This is a genomic window from Desulfovibrio sp., from assembly GCF_047607245.1.
Lineage (GTDB): Bacteria > Desulfobacterota > Desulfovibrionia > Desulfovibrionales > Desulfovibrionaceae > Desulfovibrio.
This window is the reverse complement of sequence record NZ_JASGDK010000064.1, coordinates 34,591-51,902: the sequence shown is the minus strand read 5'-3', so window position 1 is coordinate 51,902 and position 17,312 is coordinate 34,591. Positions and strand designations below refer to the sequence as shown.

Here is a 17,312-nt window from a genome sequence, read left to right as displayed (position 1 = left end):
AAACTAGAATGTGTACTTTATGCCAGCGTAGAACTGGCGTCCCAATGAGTAGGAGCCCTGTGTCGTTTCTGTGGTACTGATGTTTGAAAGGTTTTTTCTGTCCATCAGGTTCAGGGCTTCCAGTTCCAGAGTAAGGGTGTGGTTTTTGTACTTTATGGCGTCGACGCTCAACTTGGTGTCAACATTGAGCATGTCTTCCTGATACCCTTCTTTGTAAGCATTGAGGTACATGCCGGAAGGGCCAAGCTGTGTGTTTTTATTGGCCACATCGCTAAAGATGCGCTTGCCGCCTTGTTCCCACCGCAACACCCCCATAAAGCGAACGCGGTCTTCCCAGAAATAAGAATTCTGCGTGTAGGTTATTACCCAGGGAGAGTTGAAGTTATTGGCTGGCAAACTTGAGGCGCTGGTCATCACGCCGTTATAAAGAACGTAGTCAGGATCAAATTTTATTGTGTTGTCGACTTCGTCATAGGTTCTGCCGGTCCAATCGGTGTAATTGCCCTTGGTCTTGGACCATGTGGCGGAAAGTTCGCCCACATGCCTGCCCCAATCGCCGAAATCAAAAGTACGCTCTGCGGAAAGGGTAATACCTTTGTAGTCGGTCTTGCCCCGGTTGGAGTACTCGGAACTGCCTGTGGTCCCAATGGGTATGACTTTTATCTGATCCCGGTAATCGCGTTTGACAAAAACAGCTTTAAACAGGGTGTTCCATACTTCAGCGGAGGCCCCCGCAGTGTATTCGTCCGTATAGGGGGTTTTTAGATCACCAAGTTGTGAAAAGATGGGAGTGGTTGTTTTTAAGGCAACCCAGGGTTTGTTGTAAGCAGTTCGGCTGTATGAGGTGTTGCTCGTTGGGGCCATCAAGGCTTTCTGTACAACTTGCGTTCCATAATAACGGTTGTACCCGCCGAAGATATTGAAGCGGTCGTCGTCAAGGATATCCAGGTTGGCAAAAAAGCGGGGGGCAATATCAGTATTGTTGGTCAGTGAATCGCTAGAAACGCGAACGCCTGGACGAAGTGTGAGCCGTTCTATTTCAATGGAATCCTGCAAATAAAATGATGGGGAGAATATGTTTACATAGCGGTCACGGGCATCGTATTCCATCTTGTTTTTGGCAAACTGCTCTCCGGTAATGATGCCGTCTTCACGCGAACCAACAGCACTTGTATTCTTTGTGCCGACAAGGAATGACGTATAGGCGCCCCTGTTTGCCTCAAACATAGTTCTTTTCAGTTCAAAGCCTAGCGAAACCTGGTTGGAAAACAGTTCAGGCCCGTAGGCCTTCAAGTCCAGATCGCTTTTCCAGCTCAATTCCGTCTGGCGTTGCTTGTAGTTGCCCATGCCGCCTTCAGTGGCCATCTTGCCATTAAAGGTCTTGTCACTCATGGACCCGAAATTTCCCCAGTTATAGAGCTTGTCTTTATCGTTGAGACGGGAAAGGTCTGATTTACTGTAGGAAATATCATTGCCCCATCGGCCGATGGGCGTGTCGTAGTAGCTGTTAATTATCAAATTGATGCCGCCGCCATCCACGCTGAACTTTCCACCGTCAAAGTATTTTTCGCTGTATCTGGTGGATTTGTATGGCGCATAGATGGCAGCCAGACTGAGAAACAACGGGCTGCTCTTGGGCGTGTTTATCTTGGCCATAAAGTTCTGGTTCACCCGGCGCTCTGTAACGGAAGCGTCATTGGGAATAAGCGTCAGGGGAATGATGGAGGTCATGTTGGTGTAGGTCAGCATAAGCCCAAGCCCGTCTTCCCACAGTGGACCTTCCAGGCGGAACGAACTGTTGTACTTGTAAAACTCGGGCTGATAGTCCCCCCCGGCGCGGGCCGGGCCTTCTGTCAGTTTTTTATCCGCCTCAGTATAGTGAAAATTTGTCCAGTCGCTGCTGGTGTAGCGTAAAGAGGCCATGCCATGCCACGCATCAGTGGCGGCATCACGAAGCTTGGCATCAATAACGCCGCCGAGAAAACTGCCGTATTTGGCGGGCACGTTTTCTGTGTATACTTTAACTTCCTTAAGGATATCCGGATCAATAATAAGAGCCTGCGAATCGCCGCTGGGGATACCGCCGTTGTCAACGTTGTCGTATCCGCCGGGATTGATGCGGCTGTTGTTGCTCATGCCGTTGATCATGAAATTGTTTTCATTGTGCTTGGCGCCGCGAATGGAAATTTTGGGCGGCGTGATTTCGCCGCCAAGCATACCGCTGCGGGAAGATGAATCGAATTGTACACTGGACTGGCCGCGCAACAGGTCAGTGACGGTATTGGTACCCGTAGGCGTCATTTCAATGGTGTTCTGGTTGATGACAATTTCACCGGGTTGCTCAGCTATTCCGCGTACTTCAACGCCTTCGACCACGTGTACCTTGTTGGTCGTGTCTGTACCCGGCGCTTTCTTGTGCTCTGCTTTTTCCTTTTCAGCAGTTCCGTCAGCATCTCCGCTTCCGGCGCGTAGGGCCTCTTCAACAGCAGCGTTGGTGGCTGCGTCCATTTCTGCCGCCAATGCCATTCCACCATAGGGCACTGCCGTCAGTGACAAACTCAGGGAAAGGCAAAAGAGAATCCCCCTTTTTATAGAAAGAAAATGCAATTTCTTTTTCATCCAGACAAACCCCTTTCTTCCTTTGACATTAATTAAACGGATGGCCCCATTCGCCTTCGTTGCAAAGCAGCGCGGCGATCCATCCGTACGCGTGACACGCGTCGCCTTGACCTTTTATTCAACAGAACAGCATGGAGGTGATGGCCGCGTCAGCGGCCCCATGAGAAGAAGCATCAGCAAGGCAGGCAGGCCCAGCGTCAACGTAAGGATCACTTCTGGCCAGGTTCCGCGCAGTATGGAGACAAAGCTTTGCGTTGCCCGCGCTCGCCGCCTCACGGCCAAGAGTACAATGCTGCTCAGCACGCAGCCAGCCAGAGCCAACAGGGGATACTGGGCAGGCCGGACGTGCAGAACCGTGCCTGGAATATGCGGCTCAAACTGTACAATGGAAAAGGGCGTCAGCAGTGAAAGGCCACGTTGCAGGTTCTGCTGCCTGTCAAGAACGGCAGGAGGCGTGTCCAGATCAAGGTTGCGCAAGACGCGAAACTGGTTGTCAGTGGCCACCATAAAAGCCTGCCGCTGATTTTTAGGGCCCAGCCCCTTGACGGTTATGGTGGCGTCAAGCGGGGTTATCCACAGGGATATCGATTGCGAGTCTGGTTCATAGCTGACAGGAAGGCGCAAGGGGGCACTGTTTCGCAGGTTAAGATACAGCCCGTTGTCTGTGGCTATAACGCCAAGAAAATCGCTGTTTCTTTTTTCTTTGACGTCAATAAACAGGGGCTTGCCTGAAATCTTATGGCCTGTATTGAGGCAGAGAGGCTGCCCCTTGACCATACGCAACTGAAACAGCGCTCCGCTGGCGTCCACAAAGAACATGCCTTCATCATGCCCTTTATAGGGATCGGGATTGCTTGCCGCGGCCTGCAGAGGAAACTGCACGCCTGCATCATTCAGGGCGGCAGTGAAGTCTTTGCCCTTTGAAGTGTTTTCCTTGCCTGTAGCGCAATCGACAAAGCGCAGGGCATTGTCGTCGACCAGCATGATGTCCGGCGGCAGTTTGTAGGAAGAGGTTTCAGGTGCAGACTCCATCAGCACCTGCACACGGGACATAGGCAACATCACGGCGCGCGGGTTCACCCGGGCCCAGGCGTTTTCCTGTGCGTCCGTATAGGTGATGGTCTGCCCATCTATTTCCAGAGGAAAGCCACCCCATTTTTCAATATCCTTGGGAAAGGAAAAAGGTGTGGCCATGCGGCCCTCGCGCAGGCTCAGGCGTGTTCCGTCTTCACGTTTGAAGATGAAAAGAGACGATCCGGTTTCCCAGAGAACAAACTCTTTAAATACCGGGCTGTACATGCCGCTGACCTGATAATAATCGGCGCGCGTCGAACGCAGATAGGTTTGCGGCACAAACCAGGCCAGCACAAAAATTCCCATAAGCACAGGCGCAAGACGCAACCAGTAGATACGCATCATTCGCCCTCCTTAACGCGCAGGGCCGCGGCTCCGAGAGCCAGAGGCCAGGGCAGACATGCCAGTATGTAAAGACAGAGGCTGGAATCCATTGAGGCAAAGCCCCGGCCATTGATGAGCATGGTAATATAGCCAAACCCAATCAGGGCAATGACTATCTTGCGCTTGAAAGACGGGTCGGCAATGGCCGCAGCCGTGGCGCACCAGCTTACCGCGCCAGCCAGCCCCCAGGGCAGGATGGTGCGGAACATCGGCATGAGCATTTCAGGAGGAAAACCAAAATATCTGCCCGCCAGAATGAAAGCCAGCGAAGCGGCGCAAAACAGGGCCAGCATGACCCCCAGCCCGGTGACGATCTGCACGCCCAGCGAAAGGCAGGACGACACGGGCAAGTGAAACAGCAGGCGCAGCCGCTTGTTTGTGCTCTCCGGTATCAGCTGCACGGAAGCAAGCCATACGCCGCCCAAAACAAATGCCCATTGAAGCGAGTTGAAATATATAGTGTCCTTGGCGATAATGCCGTTCCACGTATCTATGGCCCCGTGCATTGCCAGTACGCCCTTGAGCGTGAGGCAATAGTCGGCCAGAGCAGCTCCCGCAAACATGAAGGGAACCCACAAAAAATAGCGGAGCTTGAGCCATTCCTTAAAAAACAGTGCCTTGATCATAGTGCTTCCGCTTCCTCGTTCAGTATCTGCCGGTCAGGCCTACAAAAGCGTCCTCAAAGGACATAGGCACAGGTGCGGGCGGGCCATCCAGATTGTTCACACCACGGCTTTCAAGAAAAAAGCGCATTTCTTCAGGCATGGCCCGGCTGTAGAGCATGAGGTGATCCACGCCCCGTTCCACGCGCAGCAGGGGGCCGTCATTGTCCTGCAGAGCTTCGCCAGCCTGTGAAAGGGGCACACGGTAGCAGAAAAACGAATGCATGAAGTTGTCATAGCGTTCGTTGGCCAGTACTGCGCCTTTATGGATGATAACCAGAGAATCCAGCAGGTTTTCCAGCTCCTGCACAACGTGCGACGTCAGCAGCACGGTTGTTCCGCGGCGGCGCACATGATCTTGCAAAAACTCCAGAAACAGCCGCCGATAGCCCACGTCCAGCCCCAGAGAATAGTCGTCGAGGATCATAAGCTCTGCCTGTTGGGCAAAGATGAGCCCCAAAGTAACCTGTGAGCGCTGCCCGCAGGAAAGACGTGTGATGCGCCTGTTGGCGGGCACGCCCATACGATTTACCAGGTCATAGTAAACCGTGCTGTCCCATTGCGGGTAGAAAGCGGCGTAAAACCGCTCTATTTCAGCAATGGTCATAAAGTTGTATTGTGTAAAACCTTCATGCAACAGACCAATCCGCGCGCGTACCTGCGGTGGAATGGAGTGGCTCGGGTGCCCCATGACGGAACACAGGCCGGAATCCGGTTGCATGAATCCCATCAATATGTTGATGCTGGTGCTTTTCCCCGCGCCATTCTTACCCAGCAGGCCCACAACCTCGCCGCGCCGTACGCTGAAATCAATGCCGTGCAGCACTTCAGTGCCGTGGTAGCTGTGTCGCAGGGCACGGCAGCAAACCATTTCTTCCATCAAAAGCTCTCCCCGGGAGCAGCGGCTTCCCCGCCACCCGACTGGGTGGACATCACGGTCCATGAAGCGGCAGGAGCCTGAAGCATCTCTCGCAGAGCGGCAGTGGCTTCCTCCGGCGTTACCTTGGCCAGTTCTTCACCGTTAGTGTTAGCCCACTGAAGAAAGGGCAGCCCCATATTCAATTCGGCTGTCAGCAAGCGCTGCCAGTACTGGGAGCTTGCCCGGCCGCTTTTCAAACTTGTGAGAAGCGGAGCCCTCAAGCGGTCCAGCTCGGTTGCGCCAATATCCCAGGGGGTGAGTTTTTCAAGGTACGCGGCCACGTCTCCAGACTGTGCGTTGTCGGTACCCACCTCTATTTGTAACAGCGCATAACCGTTTTCAGCAGGCATGTTGCGGTAGAAAGCCGAAGGGCTGTAGCTGGCTCCCATACGCTCCCGCAGGTCGCGGCGCAGCTTGTCACGCAGGGTAGCGGCGGCCAGTTGGCGGGCGGCCAGCACAGAGCGGTCGCCATCGGCAGGAAAGTCCAGACGCCACGCCTTGCGCAGTACCACCTGGTCCACAGTATCCGGCACCTTGACCAGCGCCTTGCCGCCAGCAGGGAAGGCCAGGGCCGCAGGGGCGTTGGTGCGGGGCGGCTGCACGGAATTCAGACCGCCAAAATAGCGTGCTGCCAGAGCAAGAGCCTGCGGCGGGTTCACATCGCCACTGATGACCACGCGGAGGGGGCCTTCCTTACGGGCATTGGCCACAAAGTCGCGCACATCTGCAAGGTTGAGCCCAGCGGTTTCTTCAGGCTCAAGCGAACGATAGCGCCGCGCGCCGCCGTAAAAAAATGCCTGACCATCGGTTTTGGCTACTTCGGCTACGGTTTCACGCTTTTTGCGCACCTGCGCCTCAAGTTTGCGCCGCGCCTTCTGCAATGCCGCCGCGTCCAGTTGCGGATCGGCAAACTGTGTCCAAGCTGCCTGAACAAGTAGTTCCAGGCGGCGCGAATCGCCATCAATGCTTATGGACGCGCCTTGCGCGCCAAAGTTTTCCTTCACCGTGCCGCCGATGGTTTCCACGATCTTTTGCGCATCCAGACGTGAAATCTTGCCGATCCCGCCTTCAGCCAGCACTGCCGTAGCTGTCTGCGCCAGGGCAATTTCGGCATCAGGTTGAGCCGCGTAGCCTGCCCCGTACAGAACCTGCACCGCAGCCTTGCCAGACTCAAAAGGCAGAGGCAGCACGTAAACTTCCGTTCCATCCCGCAGCTGCGCCTGATAAAGGCGCACATCTTGCTCGCCCGGCAGTGAAAGCACACGGCTTTCCATCGATGGTAAAGCCTTGGCGGGCGTTTCCTTGGGCACAGGCAGGTAAGGAAATGCCGGACTTTCGCGGCGGGTAACGGGGGCAAGTTCTCGCGCTGCGCCACGTTTCCAGGCCTGGAGAATTTCCTGCTGATCAGGGGGAACAGCAGCCCCGACAACAAGCGTGAGGTTATTGCCGCCCAGTACCTTGCGAGCAACGGCGTTGACGGTTTTGGCCTTAACGTCTTTGCGTAACTGTTCAAAAAGATTCAGGTCGGCAGCAGGCGATGTTTGCACGAAATCCGCGTTGGCCGTACGCACGAATTCGTCGGCCACGTCGGTATTGCTCATGCCGGAACGCTGCCCGACGCGGCGTGCGTAGGTCTTTTTCAGTGCGTCGAGAGCCTGGGCGATTTCCTGATCTGTAAACCCGTGCGTGGCCGCAAGGCGGGTTTCCTCGGCCAGGGCTTCAAGCGAATCACGCCAGCCGGAAGCATGCGTGTTCACGCCCAGCACTGCGGACGGGATGAGCCCTTGCCGCCAGCGATTCATAAAACGGCCACTGTTCCAGAGGGCGTCACGCTGGTCGCGCTCTTGCAAGCGGCGTTGCATGCAATATTCCACCACAGAGTCGGTAAGCTGTTCGAGCTGGTTTTTTTGAGAATCGCGCTGGTGCACGCGGGGAAAATGCAGAATGACGGAAACGTCTTCTCCGCTGATGGCCCGCTTTTCGCTGATGGCCCTGATTCCGTCCAGTTTGGGGTTGCCCCACGTCTGGGGCGCAGGGGCCGGGCCTGTATTTTTCATGTCGCCAAAAGCTTCTGCCACCAGGCGTTCCATTTCCGGCGCAGTAACGGAGCCAACGGCCACCAGAATCATGCGTTCAGGATGGTACCATTTGTGGTAAAAGGCAGACAGGCGTTCTGATGTGACGGCATTGAGGCATTCTTCAGTGCCGATGGGTTCGTTGACAAAGGCCGTGCCCGCATATAGCTCGGCTGTGCGCTGACGGCGGCTCTGCATGGCTTCATTGTCGCGATGGTTTTTTTCCGCCAGTATGACGCCCAGCTCTTCTTCTACTTCTTTGGGGTCGAACTGCATGCCGTCAGCGAAATCCCGCAGAATGGTAAGGCCCATGCTCAGGGTTTCTTTGTCTGTTCCGGCCAGATTCAATTTATAGACTGTTTCCGTCCAGGCGGTATGGGCATTGGTGTCGCCGCCAAAGCTCATGCCGTGCTTCTGGAAAAAGGGAACAAGCGAGCCAGGAGGAAAATTGCGCGTGCCGTTGAAGGCCATATGCTCCACATAGTGGGCGTACCCCAGCTCATCTTCCTTTTCCATAAGGGAACCGGCCTGCACATCAAGGTACAACGACACCCGCCCCTTGGGGTTGGCGTTGGGGATGACAGCATATCGAAAACCGTTGGGCAGGCGGCCAAAGGTAATGGCAGGATCGGCAGGAAGATCCGAATGCTCGTGGGCCCATTTGCCATCGTACCAAAAAGCTTCGGCAAGCGACGTTTGCGACGGCCCTGCATACAGATCCAAAGGGCTTCCAACCAGACAGCCAGCAAGTGCTACTAATGCCGCCATAGCGCGGAATATGGGCATATCATCACCTTTTACGTGTGACAGTACACGCCCGCCTGAGCAGACGCAGGTCACATGATTTGAAATTGAAAATGAACACTTGTTCCATTTAGGTGGCGGCATACAGCTCTTTTAATGTGTCTGTCGCCATCAAACGTGTTGCTTGAAGGAGTGCAGGCAGGGTGCTTGAAAAAACGCAAAGCCACAGTCAGCCGCCTCTGGGCAGCAACCCGGTAAACCCAGTCGGAGCCCCCTTGGCTACGGACCCGCCGAGGAGGGTTCGCTATTCTGATCCAATCCGGAGGACACGGTCACAAGGCCAACCTTGGTCATGCCCGCGTCCCGTAGCCTGTCCATAACTTTTCCGTAAGGAGCATCCTTGTCAGCCGCATAAATATCTGCTTGTCCCTGTATTCCAGACTGGTAATTGCTTCCGCCAGGGCGGCTACCACAGTCTTTTGCTGATTCAGAAAAATTACGCCCCCGGCTTTGACTGCAAGCAGAACATTGTCGGCATCAGTGGGCAGCACTTCGGAGGTTTCAACCTTGGGCAGATTCCCATCAAGCCCGTCTGTCATCATAGGGCTGTAGGCATAAAGATAATGAGAAAACCGGCGTCACATCCTCAAGGGGCGTGACGTTAGTTTTTGCTACAAAGTCGTCATCCGCCTGCGCGCCTGTTTTTGCTAGGCTTCTCCGGCAAATCCAAGCCCGTTGCTGTGGTCGGCAACTTCGTGTTGCAGGCGGTTGAGCAGTTGCCCCGCGTAGTTGATGCACACGCCTTCTATGGCTCTTAGGCGGGCTCGAAAAACGTTGTATCCACAGACTGCGGGAATGGCCACAAAGAGCCCCACTGCCGTGGCAATGAGGGCTTCGGCAATGCCCGGAGCCACCGTTGCCAGGGACACGCTCTTCATCTGTGCGATTGCCGTGAAAGAGTGCATGATGCCCCATACGGTACCGAAAAGGCCAATAAAAGGTGCGGTGTTGGCAGCAGTGGCCAGAAGGGCCAATGATGACTTGAGGCTGGCAAGTTCTTCAGCAATGCCAAAGTGGAGCGCGCGGCGCACATTATCGTCAAGCAGGCGTGCAGTGTCACCAGTACGCGCTAGGCGATTAAATTCGCGCACACCGCGCCAGGTGATGCTGAAAAGGGGAGAGTGCTCGTCTGCTGCCATGATGGGCAGCGAAGCGCGCAGGGGCCCGGCCTCGTCAAAAGCCGCCAACCCTTCTGTGGCGCGGCGTTGGGCCGTACGTAAGGTCAGCCACTTGCCGCACATGTAGGCCCAGCTGGCCACCGACATGCCCAACAGGAGAACAAGAACAAATTTGGAAATAAGCGTAGCCTGCAAAATGGCCTGAATCATGGAGTCCATCAGTCCCCCCCCAGAACCCTTAATGCCGTCCCGACGCCGAATGCTTGCCTGGCCTATACGGGATAAAAAGAAATTGAATTTGAATGTTGATTTGCAGCTTGTAGCGGATACTTTAGTGCGCGTCAACCAAAGTGGGGTGCCATATCCAGTGTGGACGGCTGGTTAGGTACGGCAGTATTTCTAGTAAAAGGGTATGGTATGTCAACAGATCATGCCTTTTTGCAGCTCTTGATACTGAGGAAAGTATTTCTTCAGGAAAATAATTGGTGCACGTGAAGCCGCCTTTATAGTCTCTTCAAGACTCAAAGCAGGTTCGCTAAAATGGGTAGTCATAACTCTGGCAACCTGCCTGCAACTATGGAAATGCCAGTCACAAGCTTAAGATGAATTCCACGTAGCACGCTGGGGCCGGGCGCAGTGTTGGAATTAAAATTTGTGCAGAGCCATATGTACCAAAGAAAAAAGGTCACTGCGTAAACAGTGACCTTTTGATTTCGTGGAGCCCTTGAGCAGGATTGAACTGCTGACCTCATCCTTACCAAGGATGCACTCTACCGACTGAGCTACAAGGGCGTTGTAACGAAGAATGCTTTTAGCCTAAGCCTGTTTCATCGTCAAGCATTTTCCTGATGCTGCGCAATTTTATCTTTGTGTTGGCGTGCAAGACGGCAATTTATGCGGTCAACAGGCTGTGCAAAGCGCGAAACAGTGCCCGGCGGGCATGCGGTGATGTTTTGTCGACAGCCTCTTTGCGGGCTTGAAGCACAAGCTTGCGCAGGTCGTCCGTACTGGGTGTTTTTTTGCTTTGCCGTGGCTGTTCTTCAGTCTGATCCGTGCCGGCTTCTGTACCACTGTCAGCTGCATTGGGGCGGGGCAGGCTGCGCAGTAAGTCGTCCAGTTCGGCTTCAGGCGCTTCAAGCAGGCGCTCGCGCCACTGTTCAGCCCTGTGCAGGGCGGCGGTGGCGGCGGCAGAGGTTTCCTTGCGCTGATCAAGCGCAGCACGGATGGGGGCCGTATCGGCTTCACGCATAAGGCGGCCAATGTACTGCATCTGGCGGCGGCGGCCTTCATGATCGCGCAGGCGGGCATACAGGGCCAGAGCTTCGGCAAGGTCAGGCGGCAGATCCAGAGCCTGCACTTCCTGGGGGGAAAGGCGGGAAAGCTCTTCGCCCAGGGCTTGCTGGGCAAGGCTTTCACGCTTTTTGGCCGAGCGGCTGGGCGGAGAAAAATCCTGATCTCCGTTTTCATCCTTGGCGTGCCATTGATACTGTTTTTTACGAGGCATGAAATGTCCTACAGGTAGATGCCCAATATCACGCCAACCAGCACCACTGGCGAAATGATGCCGTTAAGCGTGAAAAAGGCCGTGTTCACATACCGCAGATCCTGCGGTTTCATAATTCTGTGCTCAACAAAAAGCATGACGGTGATGCCAAACCACACGAGATACCAGGGCCAGTGCAACCCGGCGGCAAAACCGGCAAGCAGCAGAAACACCGATGTCATAGTGTGTGAGAAAGCGGCCAGAACCAGCGCGGTGCTGGGGCCGTATGTGGCCGGAATGGAGTGTAGCCCGAAGGCCTCGTCGAAGTCCATGTCCTGAAAGGCATAGTAAATGTCAAAGGCGGCTACCCAAAAAGTAACGGCGAGAAACAGCAGCAAAGGGGGCATGGTCAGGCTGTATGGGCTTACCGAAAGCCATCCGGCCAACGGAGCCAGCCCCAGGGTTGCTCCCAGCCAGAAATGGCACAGAGGCGTAAACCGCTTGAGGATGCTGTAAATTGCGGAAAAAATGAGGGCAGGCACTGACAGCCACAAGCAGACTTCGTTGATGCAGGCACAGGCCGCCACAAAGATGATGGCCATAACTGCGCAAAAAGCCCAGGTCTGTCTGGTGGTAATGGCTCCGGTGACCAGAGGACGGCTTTGCGTGCGCGGATTGTCGCGGTCAAAGGGCAGGTCCACCAAGCGGTTGAAGGCCATAGCGAAGGAGCGTGCCGCAACCATCGCGATGGTCAGAAACACAAGGCTCCATAGCGGGGGCAGCCCGCGAGCCGCCAGTACAGCCCCGGCCCAGGCGTAGGGCAGGGCAAAGACGGAATGCTCGATCTTGATCATGCGGCAGATGTCTGTAAACCTGCCGAAGGGCGCGGCCATACTGTCCATTGACAGTGACATCTGGCCGAAAGGATTTTTGAAGCGCATGGTTTCTCCTTGGAGCGTTTCGTAAGCAGGATGCGCATTCCTGATGTCTGCCCGGCCACTCACGATGGCGTGCTTGTGCGGCTGGGCACAGGACAAAAATATTCCGGGGCTGCCGGACAGCCCGCGGAAGGGACAAATATTTCGGTTTTGCGTCGTCTGGATCTGATTGACGCTGGAGTGTAGGGCACTCCGATATTGTTATTCCGCCAAACCAGCGTGACGTTCAGGTGAAGTCACACTGCGCGGCACGGGGCAGCTAGTTGCTTTTCGTGCATTCGCCCTAATCGCCGCAGTCGCCGGGATCTCCCTGCAACTTGTTCAGGGCGTGGGGCAGGGCAGGCAGCACGGCAGCCAGATTTTCAACAACGGCCTTGCGGCTGCCCGGCAGATTGATGATGATGCTCTGGCCTAGTGTTCCTGCTGCCGCGCGGGATATGACGGCATGCGGCGTCTTTGCCATACTGGCGGCAAGCATTGCCTGGGTAAAGCCGGGCAGGCTCGCGTCCAGCAGAGCTTCTGTCACCTGAGGCGTGATGTCGCGCGGCGACAGCCCGGTGCCGCCGGTGGTGCAGATGAGGTCATACCCGTGGCTCAGGGCCAGCTCTGTCAGCAGCGCGCGCAACTGAGCGGCTTCATCCGGCAGCATAAAACCCTGACTGTGGCACAGGGGCATGGCGGCGGCAATGGTTTCGGCTATGGCCGGACCGCTCAAATCTTCGCGCATGCCGCGTGAACCCTTGTCTGAAAGGGTTATCCAGGCAAGGCTGTGTCCGTTTTTGCGGGGCGTCAGCTCCAACGGGCCTTCGGGCAAGTCAGTGAGGGCCGTGAGCATCAGGCTGTGCGCCGAATGGCGGGCAGCCCCGATTCCGCAGCCGTGAGCAGCGCCGCCCAGGCAGCCTGGCACAGCCAGCCATGCCCTTCCGGTCACCTTGAGCAGGGGCGTGCCACAGGCGCCGCAAAGGGTGGTGCCCACAGTAAGGGCCGGCAGGGCCCACTGCTCGGGCGCCATAAGGCCATGCCTGGCAAGATACTCGTCAACCGGAACGCCCACTGGCAGAAGCGGCAGGCATTGGCCCCGCTGGCAGGCGTGTATGTGCATCAGAATATTCATGGGATACTCCGAAAAAATCCGCATGGCAGGTATCGGATTCATGTGAATAATAGAATATTGTAGCCGCAAGCGCGATGGGTTACAAGTCCAATACGCGCCCGTGCCCTTCAGGTTTCGGAGGGTGCAGGGCATTATTTTCAAGGAGTTTGAAGTTATGACTACTCGCAGCCAGGATCAGACCCAAGACCTGAAAGTGCTGGGCACAGGCCGTCTTGAATCCCCGGAAGGAGGCCCGAGCGTGGCCCTGCTGGAGGCCTTTCCCAACTGTTTTCCGCAACGGCCCTATGTTATCAGCATCAGTTTTCCCGAATTCACATCGCTTTGCCCGGTGACGGGGCAGCCCGATTGCGGCACCATCACCGTTGAATACATTCCTGACGAATTTTGCGTGGAATCCAAGAGCTTTAAGCTCTATATGTTCGCTTTTCGCAATCATCAGTCTTTTATGGAAACGATCACCAATAACGTGCTGGACGACCTGCGCACGCTGCTGAACCCGTGCTGGTGCCGCGTTAAAGGCTTGTTCGCGCCTCGCGGCGGAACGCGCATTCATGTCTTTGCGGAATCCTTCAAGGATATGCCCGAAGAGCAGAATGCCCTTGTGCGCGAAGTTGTGCGTTCGTGGAAATCTGAGCCGGACCCGCACCTTCCCTAGAGCATTTTAGCTTTTGTAAAGTTACTCTGCTCAGGATTACATCCGGGGCTGTCAGGTGTGGGAATATCTGGCGGCTCCGTTGCAAATCTCTGCGCCGGATTCTTTGCAACTACAGAGCAGGGCTCCTTGCAGGCAGAGACTTGAAGGCCTCGTGGCGTGGCAGGGTGGTTCCTGCTGCGCAGTGTCGCCATATCCATAAAGGGCCTGCCGGGCACAGACTGAAAAAGATCAACGCAGAAAGATTTTGTCGCCCAAACGGTTTTGCCATGTGGCGCAGTATAGCGAACAGCCTTAAATGACGGTCTTAATCCACGGTTTGTGAGCCATGTCCATGCACGGTCAGCAGAAAAAAACATCAGACTCCGGTTTGGCCCGCACTGCGGCGCTTCTGGGAGGCTTTGCCCTTTTTTCCCGGCTGCTGGGCCTTGCGCGTGATATGAGCATGGCGTGGCTTTTGGGCGGCGGGGCAGCGGCTGATGCTCTGGTGGCGGCCATGCGCCTGCCGCATGTGCTGCGGCGGCTGCTTGGCGAAGGTTCCCTGTCAATGACGCTCACGGCCAGCCTTGTGCATCTGCGGCAAGGGTATGGCTTCCACGCGGTAAGGCATCCTGACGCGGGAAACTCTTCGGCCGGAGAGCCCGGGGAGTCCGGCTTACGACTGTTGGGTCGCGCCTTGTCCCTCAGATTGGGCATAGTGCTTTTGCTGTTGAGCCTGCTGGGGCTGGCGGTTGCTCCCTGGCTGGCCCGGATTCTGGCCCCTGGTTTCAGCGGGCCGGAAATGGAGCACACCGTTGTGCTCCTGCGTATCTGTTTGCCCTATGTGCTGGCGGCAGGTATGGCTGCGCTGGGCATGGCCCTTTTGCACAGCATGGGGGTGTTTTGGCTGCCTGCGCTTTCCCCGGCTCTGTTTAATCTGGTGATGTTGCTTGCGGCAGCCGCGGCGGCACTGCATCTTTGCCCGCCAGCGGAAGCTCTGGCCCTTGGTATGCTTTGCGGTGGATTGGCTCAATGGCTGGCACAATGGCTGGCGGTGCGCCGCCTTCTGCCTGATGGTGCATCACGGGTGTCTGGCGGTCATTCCAATAGCAGTTGCGTGGAATGCTCTGGTGACAGTCGTGCCGCTGTCGATGCCAAGGCGGTTAATGGCGCTGCCTGGCGCTGTCTGGCGTTACTGCCAGCCGGCGTTCTTGGGGCTGCCGCGCCGCAGCTTGCCATGCTGGCGGCAATGGCCCTGGCTTCAGAACTGGGGCGGGGGCAGGTTGCAGCTCTTTACTATGCCGAGCGCCTGCTGGAGTTGCCTCTGGGGCTGGTCGGGGTCTGCCTGGGGATGGCCAGCCTGCCGACTTTGAGCCGTCTGGCGGCGGAAAAAGATTTCGGCCTGTTTGGAACACATCTGTCCACATCACTGCGGCTGACGGTCATGCTCAGTCTGCCCGCAGCCGCAGGGCTATGGGCAGTAGGGCCGCAACTTGTTGAAGGACTACTGGGGCACGGCGCTTTTGACAGTCAGGCCTCGCGCGAAACGGGCTTCGCCTTGTTGGCCTATGTGCCAGGATTGCCCGCTTTTGCCTGTATTCGTTCATTGCTGGCCGCCTGTAATGCCTTGGGGCTTGTGCGGCACACGGCGCAAAGCTCGCTTTGGGCTGTTGGGGGCACAGTAGTGGCAGGACTGGCTCTGGCCCGTTTTTTTGAACCGCAATACAGTGTTATGGCCCCGGCTTTGGCCGTAAGTTTTGGCCTTTGGTTGCAGTGCGCCCTGTTATTCTTTCTGTTACGGCGAACCCTGCCGGAGCAGAAAGGCAGCGCGTCAGCCCCGGCACTGTCAGGTAAACGGTGCCTTCTGCCGTCCTGGCTGCCCGGCTGGAAGGATTTGGGGCGGCACGCTCTGGCTGGAGCACTCACGGGTATTGTGGCCGAGGCCCTTGTCCACCTTGCAGCGCCCTGGGGATTGTGGGCATCTCTTGGTTTGGCCATTCTGGGGGGCATGTCGGTATGGGCCTTGTGTTTGCGGATATTGCGCGATCCAGATATGGCCCTTATAACGGGCCGCTTGCGCAGAAAGCCGCGCCCTCATATAACTGATGGCAACGCCTGATACGGCGCGAAGGCGGCTTTTTGTGGAAAGAACACTATCGCAGCATGTAAAAATTACCCCCGGGCGTCTGCTGGTTGCCATCTGGTGCGCTGGACTGCTGCTTTTTCTGCTGTTTGCCCTCTGGACTGTGTGGGAAGAGCGCGAAGCCGCGCGGGAACACCTTGCCGTTGATGCGCGCAACACTGCTGTGCAGCTTTCGGCCTTGCTGGCTGTGCCCGCATGGGATGTGGACGAACTTGCGGCGCGCACTATTGTTATGGCCGCAATGGAAGACGAAAGCATTTATGCCATCAAGGTACAGACACCCAAAGGAATGCTGGAAGGCCAGCGCCGCAACTATCAGTGGGAGCCGGTGCCCTGGGATGATGAAATGGACGAAGAGGCCGTGGCTGGCCTGAGTCCTCTGCGCATGGAAGGCCGGCCTGTGGGCACTGTGGAGGTCTATATGTCTCCACGGGTAAGCCAGGAAGGCAGCGCCCTCACTGCCCGGCGCGAAGTATGGCGGTTTGCGCTCAGTGTTTTGTGCTGGACGGCGGCTCTTTGTTTTGTCTGGCGCGTGCGATTCAGGCGCGATGCCACGGTTGAAAGTGATGCGAAACTTGGCAGTACGCAGGGTGAAAAAGCAGCGGCGGCTTCTTCGGCAAGAGTGGCTGCGCTGGCTGGTCTGCCCGTTCAGTCCGAGGAGGCTCAGACCGCATCTGATGATTCCTTTGACGGCTCCTTGACCAATGGCGACGAAAGCACATGCGATGATGAAGCCCTTGCGTCGCTGGTGACGTCCCTGACCGCCGGGGAAGTTGTCAGTCCTGCTTTGGGATTGGCCTTTTTACGTCGTCATGATCATGCATGGCAGGTGACGGCTGGCTTGTTCCGGCATAGCTTTGTTCGTGCGCCGGGACTTATGTGCCGTTTGTATGAAGCGGGTGACAGCGCATCGCTGTGCCGTCTGGGCGATCTGCTGGAAAGAGCTGCTCCCTGTCTGGGAGCCGAGCGCCTGACCGTCGCGGCCAGAGACATGCAGACGGCCCTGCACGGGCCCGACGGTTTGCGTAAAACATTGGCGGTTGAAGAGTGCATTCTGGCTCTGGATGAAGTGCTGGACTCCCTGCGCTGAACAACTGAAGCCGCCTGAATTTCGGTTGACCTGTACGTGCCGTCAGGGCTGGTTTTTCACTGTGGCAACAAGGCTATGGTCTTGGCGCGCACGGCGTGCTACTCATTGGGGTGCGCTGAGACTGTGTGCATTCTTGGTGTTGAAAATCAAGATGCCGACAACGGGCAGGACGAACTACGCACCCTGTGCGGCACAGATTTCCCGCCGAATGCATTTGGGGACAGAGTGACAACGTTGAAATGTGAAGAATTTCAGCGT

The 17,312-nt window shown here is 56.3% G+C and carries 14 protein-coding genes and 1 tRNA gene; 4 read left to right on the top strand and 11 right to left on the bottom strand.

Annotation, left to right across the window (positions count from 1 at the left end; translation table 11 throughout):
• Nucleotides 1-3: 3 nt before the first annotated feature.
• From QM579_RS04910 to QM579_RS04865, 10 genes are all read right to left on the bottom strand, one after another.
• Nucleotides 4-2,556, bottom strand: coding sequence for a TonB-dependent receptor plug domain-containing protein (locus tag QM579_RS04910; protein WP_414998065.1), 2,553 nt, complete (start codon nucleotides 2,554-2,556; stop codon nucleotides 4-6).
• Nucleotides 2,557-2,733: 177 nt separating this feature from the next.
• A complete protein-coding gene (locus tag QM579_RS04905; protein WP_414998064.1) occupies nucleotides 2,734-4,038 on the bottom strand; it encodes a DUF4857 domain-containing protein in 1,305 nt (434 codons plus the stop codon).
• Nucleotides 4,035-4,703, bottom strand: a complete 669-nt coding sequence (locus QM579_RS04900) for a hypothetical protein (protein WP_414998063.1) — start codon at nucleotides 4,701-4,703, stop codon at nucleotides 4,035-4,037. The genes QM579_RS04905 and QM579_RS04900 overlap by 4 nt, the downstream gene beginning before the upstream one ends.
• Before the next feature lie 19 nt (nucleotides 4,704-4,722).
• The gene (locus tag QM579_RS04895; protein ID WP_414998062.1) at nucleotides 4,723-5,619 is read right to left on the bottom strand and encodes an ATP-binding cassette domain-containing protein; all 897 of its coding nucleotides are present in this window, start codon (nucleotides 5,617-5,619) and stop codon (nucleotides 4,723-4,725) included.
• Nucleotides 5,619-8,519 carry a M16 family metallopeptidase gene (locus QM579_RS04890; RefSeq protein ID WP_414998061.1) on the bottom strand — a complete coding sequence of 967 codons (2,901 nt, stop codon included), beginning with the start codon at nucleotides 8,517-8,519 and terminating at the stop codon, nucleotides 5,619-5,621. Before QM579_RS04890 ends, QM579_RS04895 begins: the two co-directional genes overlap by 1 nt.
• Nucleotides 8,520-8,827: 308 nt before the next feature.
• Complete coding sequence (locus QM579_RS04885) at nucleotides 8,828-9,079, bottom strand: hypothetical protein (RefSeq protein ID WP_414998060.1); 252 nt, start codon at nucleotides 9,077-9,079, stop codon at nucleotides 8,828-8,830.
• A gap of 105 nt (nucleotides 9,080-9,184) precedes the next feature.
• Nucleotides 9,185-9,874: a MotA/TolQ/ExbB proton channel family protein gene (locus QM579_RS04880; protein ID WP_414998059.1), complete on the bottom strand. Its 690-nt coding sequence runs from the start codon at nucleotides 9,872-9,874 to the stop codon at nucleotides 9,185-9,187.
• A gap of 497 nt (nucleotides 9,875-10,371) precedes the next feature.
• A tRNA-Thr gene (locus tag QM579_RS04875) sits at nucleotides 10,372-10,447 on the bottom strand.
• Nucleotides 10,448-10,547: 100 nt separating this feature from the next.
• A complete protein-coding gene (yjgA, locus tag QM579_RS04870) occupies nucleotides 10,548-11,159 on the bottom strand; it encodes a ribosome biogenesis factor YjgA (RefSeq protein WP_414998058.1) in 612 nt (203 codons plus the stop codon).
• Nucleotides 11,160-11,167: 8 nt separating this feature from the next.
• Nucleotides 11,168-12,079 carry a 4-hydroxybenzoate octaprenyltransferase gene (locus tag QM579_RS04865; RefSeq protein WP_414998057.1) on the bottom strand — a complete coding sequence of 304 codons (912 nt, stop codon included), beginning with the start codon at nucleotides 12,077-12,079 and terminating at the stop codon, nucleotides 11,168-11,170.
• Nucleotides 12,080-12,088: 9 nt separating this feature from the next.
• Here QM579_RS04865 and QM579_RS04860 point away from each other — a divergent pair, with 9 nt between their 5' ends.
• The gene (locus tag QM579_RS04860) at nucleotides 12,089-12,262 is read left to right on the top strand and encodes a hypothetical protein (RefSeq protein WP_414998056.1); all 174 of its coding nucleotides are present in this window, start codon (nucleotides 12,089-12,091) and stop codon (nucleotides 12,260-12,262) included.
• Between the two features lie 97 nt (nucleotides 12,263-12,359).
• Here QM579_RS04860 and QM579_RS04855 read toward each other — a convergent pair whose 3' ends face one another.
• Nucleotides 12,360-13,190: a MogA/MoaB family molybdenum cofactor biosynthesis protein gene (locus QM579_RS04855; RefSeq protein ID WP_414998075.1), complete on the bottom strand. Its 831-nt coding sequence runs from the start codon at nucleotides 13,188-13,190 to the stop codon at nucleotides 12,360-12,362.
• A 154-nt stretch (nucleotides 13,191-13,344) separates the two neighbouring features.
• Between QM579_RS04855 and queF the strand changes: the two genes are divergently transcribed.
• The 3 genes from queF (at nucleotide 13,345) to QM579_RS04840 (ending at nucleotide 17,054) form a co-directional block, all read left to right on the top strand.
• Nucleotides 13,345-13,845, top strand: coding sequence for a preQ(1) synthase (queF, locus tag QM579_RS04850; RefSeq protein WP_183717131.1), 501 nt, complete (start codon nucleotides 13,345-13,347; stop codon nucleotides 13,843-13,845).
• Between the two features lie 325 nt (nucleotides 13,846-14,170).
• On the top strand, nucleotides 14,171-15,940 hold the full coding sequence (gene murJ / locus QM579_RS04845) for a murein biosynthesis integral membrane protein MurJ (RefSeq protein ID WP_414998055.1): 1,770 nt from the start codon (nucleotides 14,171-14,173) through the stop codon (nucleotides 15,938-15,940).
• Nucleotides 15,927-17,054 (top strand): hypothetical protein, encoded by a 1,128-nt coding sequence (locus QM579_RS04840; RefSeq protein ID WP_414998054.1) that lies wholly within the window; start codon nucleotides 15,927-15,929, stop codon nucleotides 17,052-17,054. The genes murJ and QM579_RS04840 overlap by 14 nt, the downstream gene beginning before the upstream one ends.
• Nucleotides 17,055-17,312 lie beyond the last annotated feature (258 nt).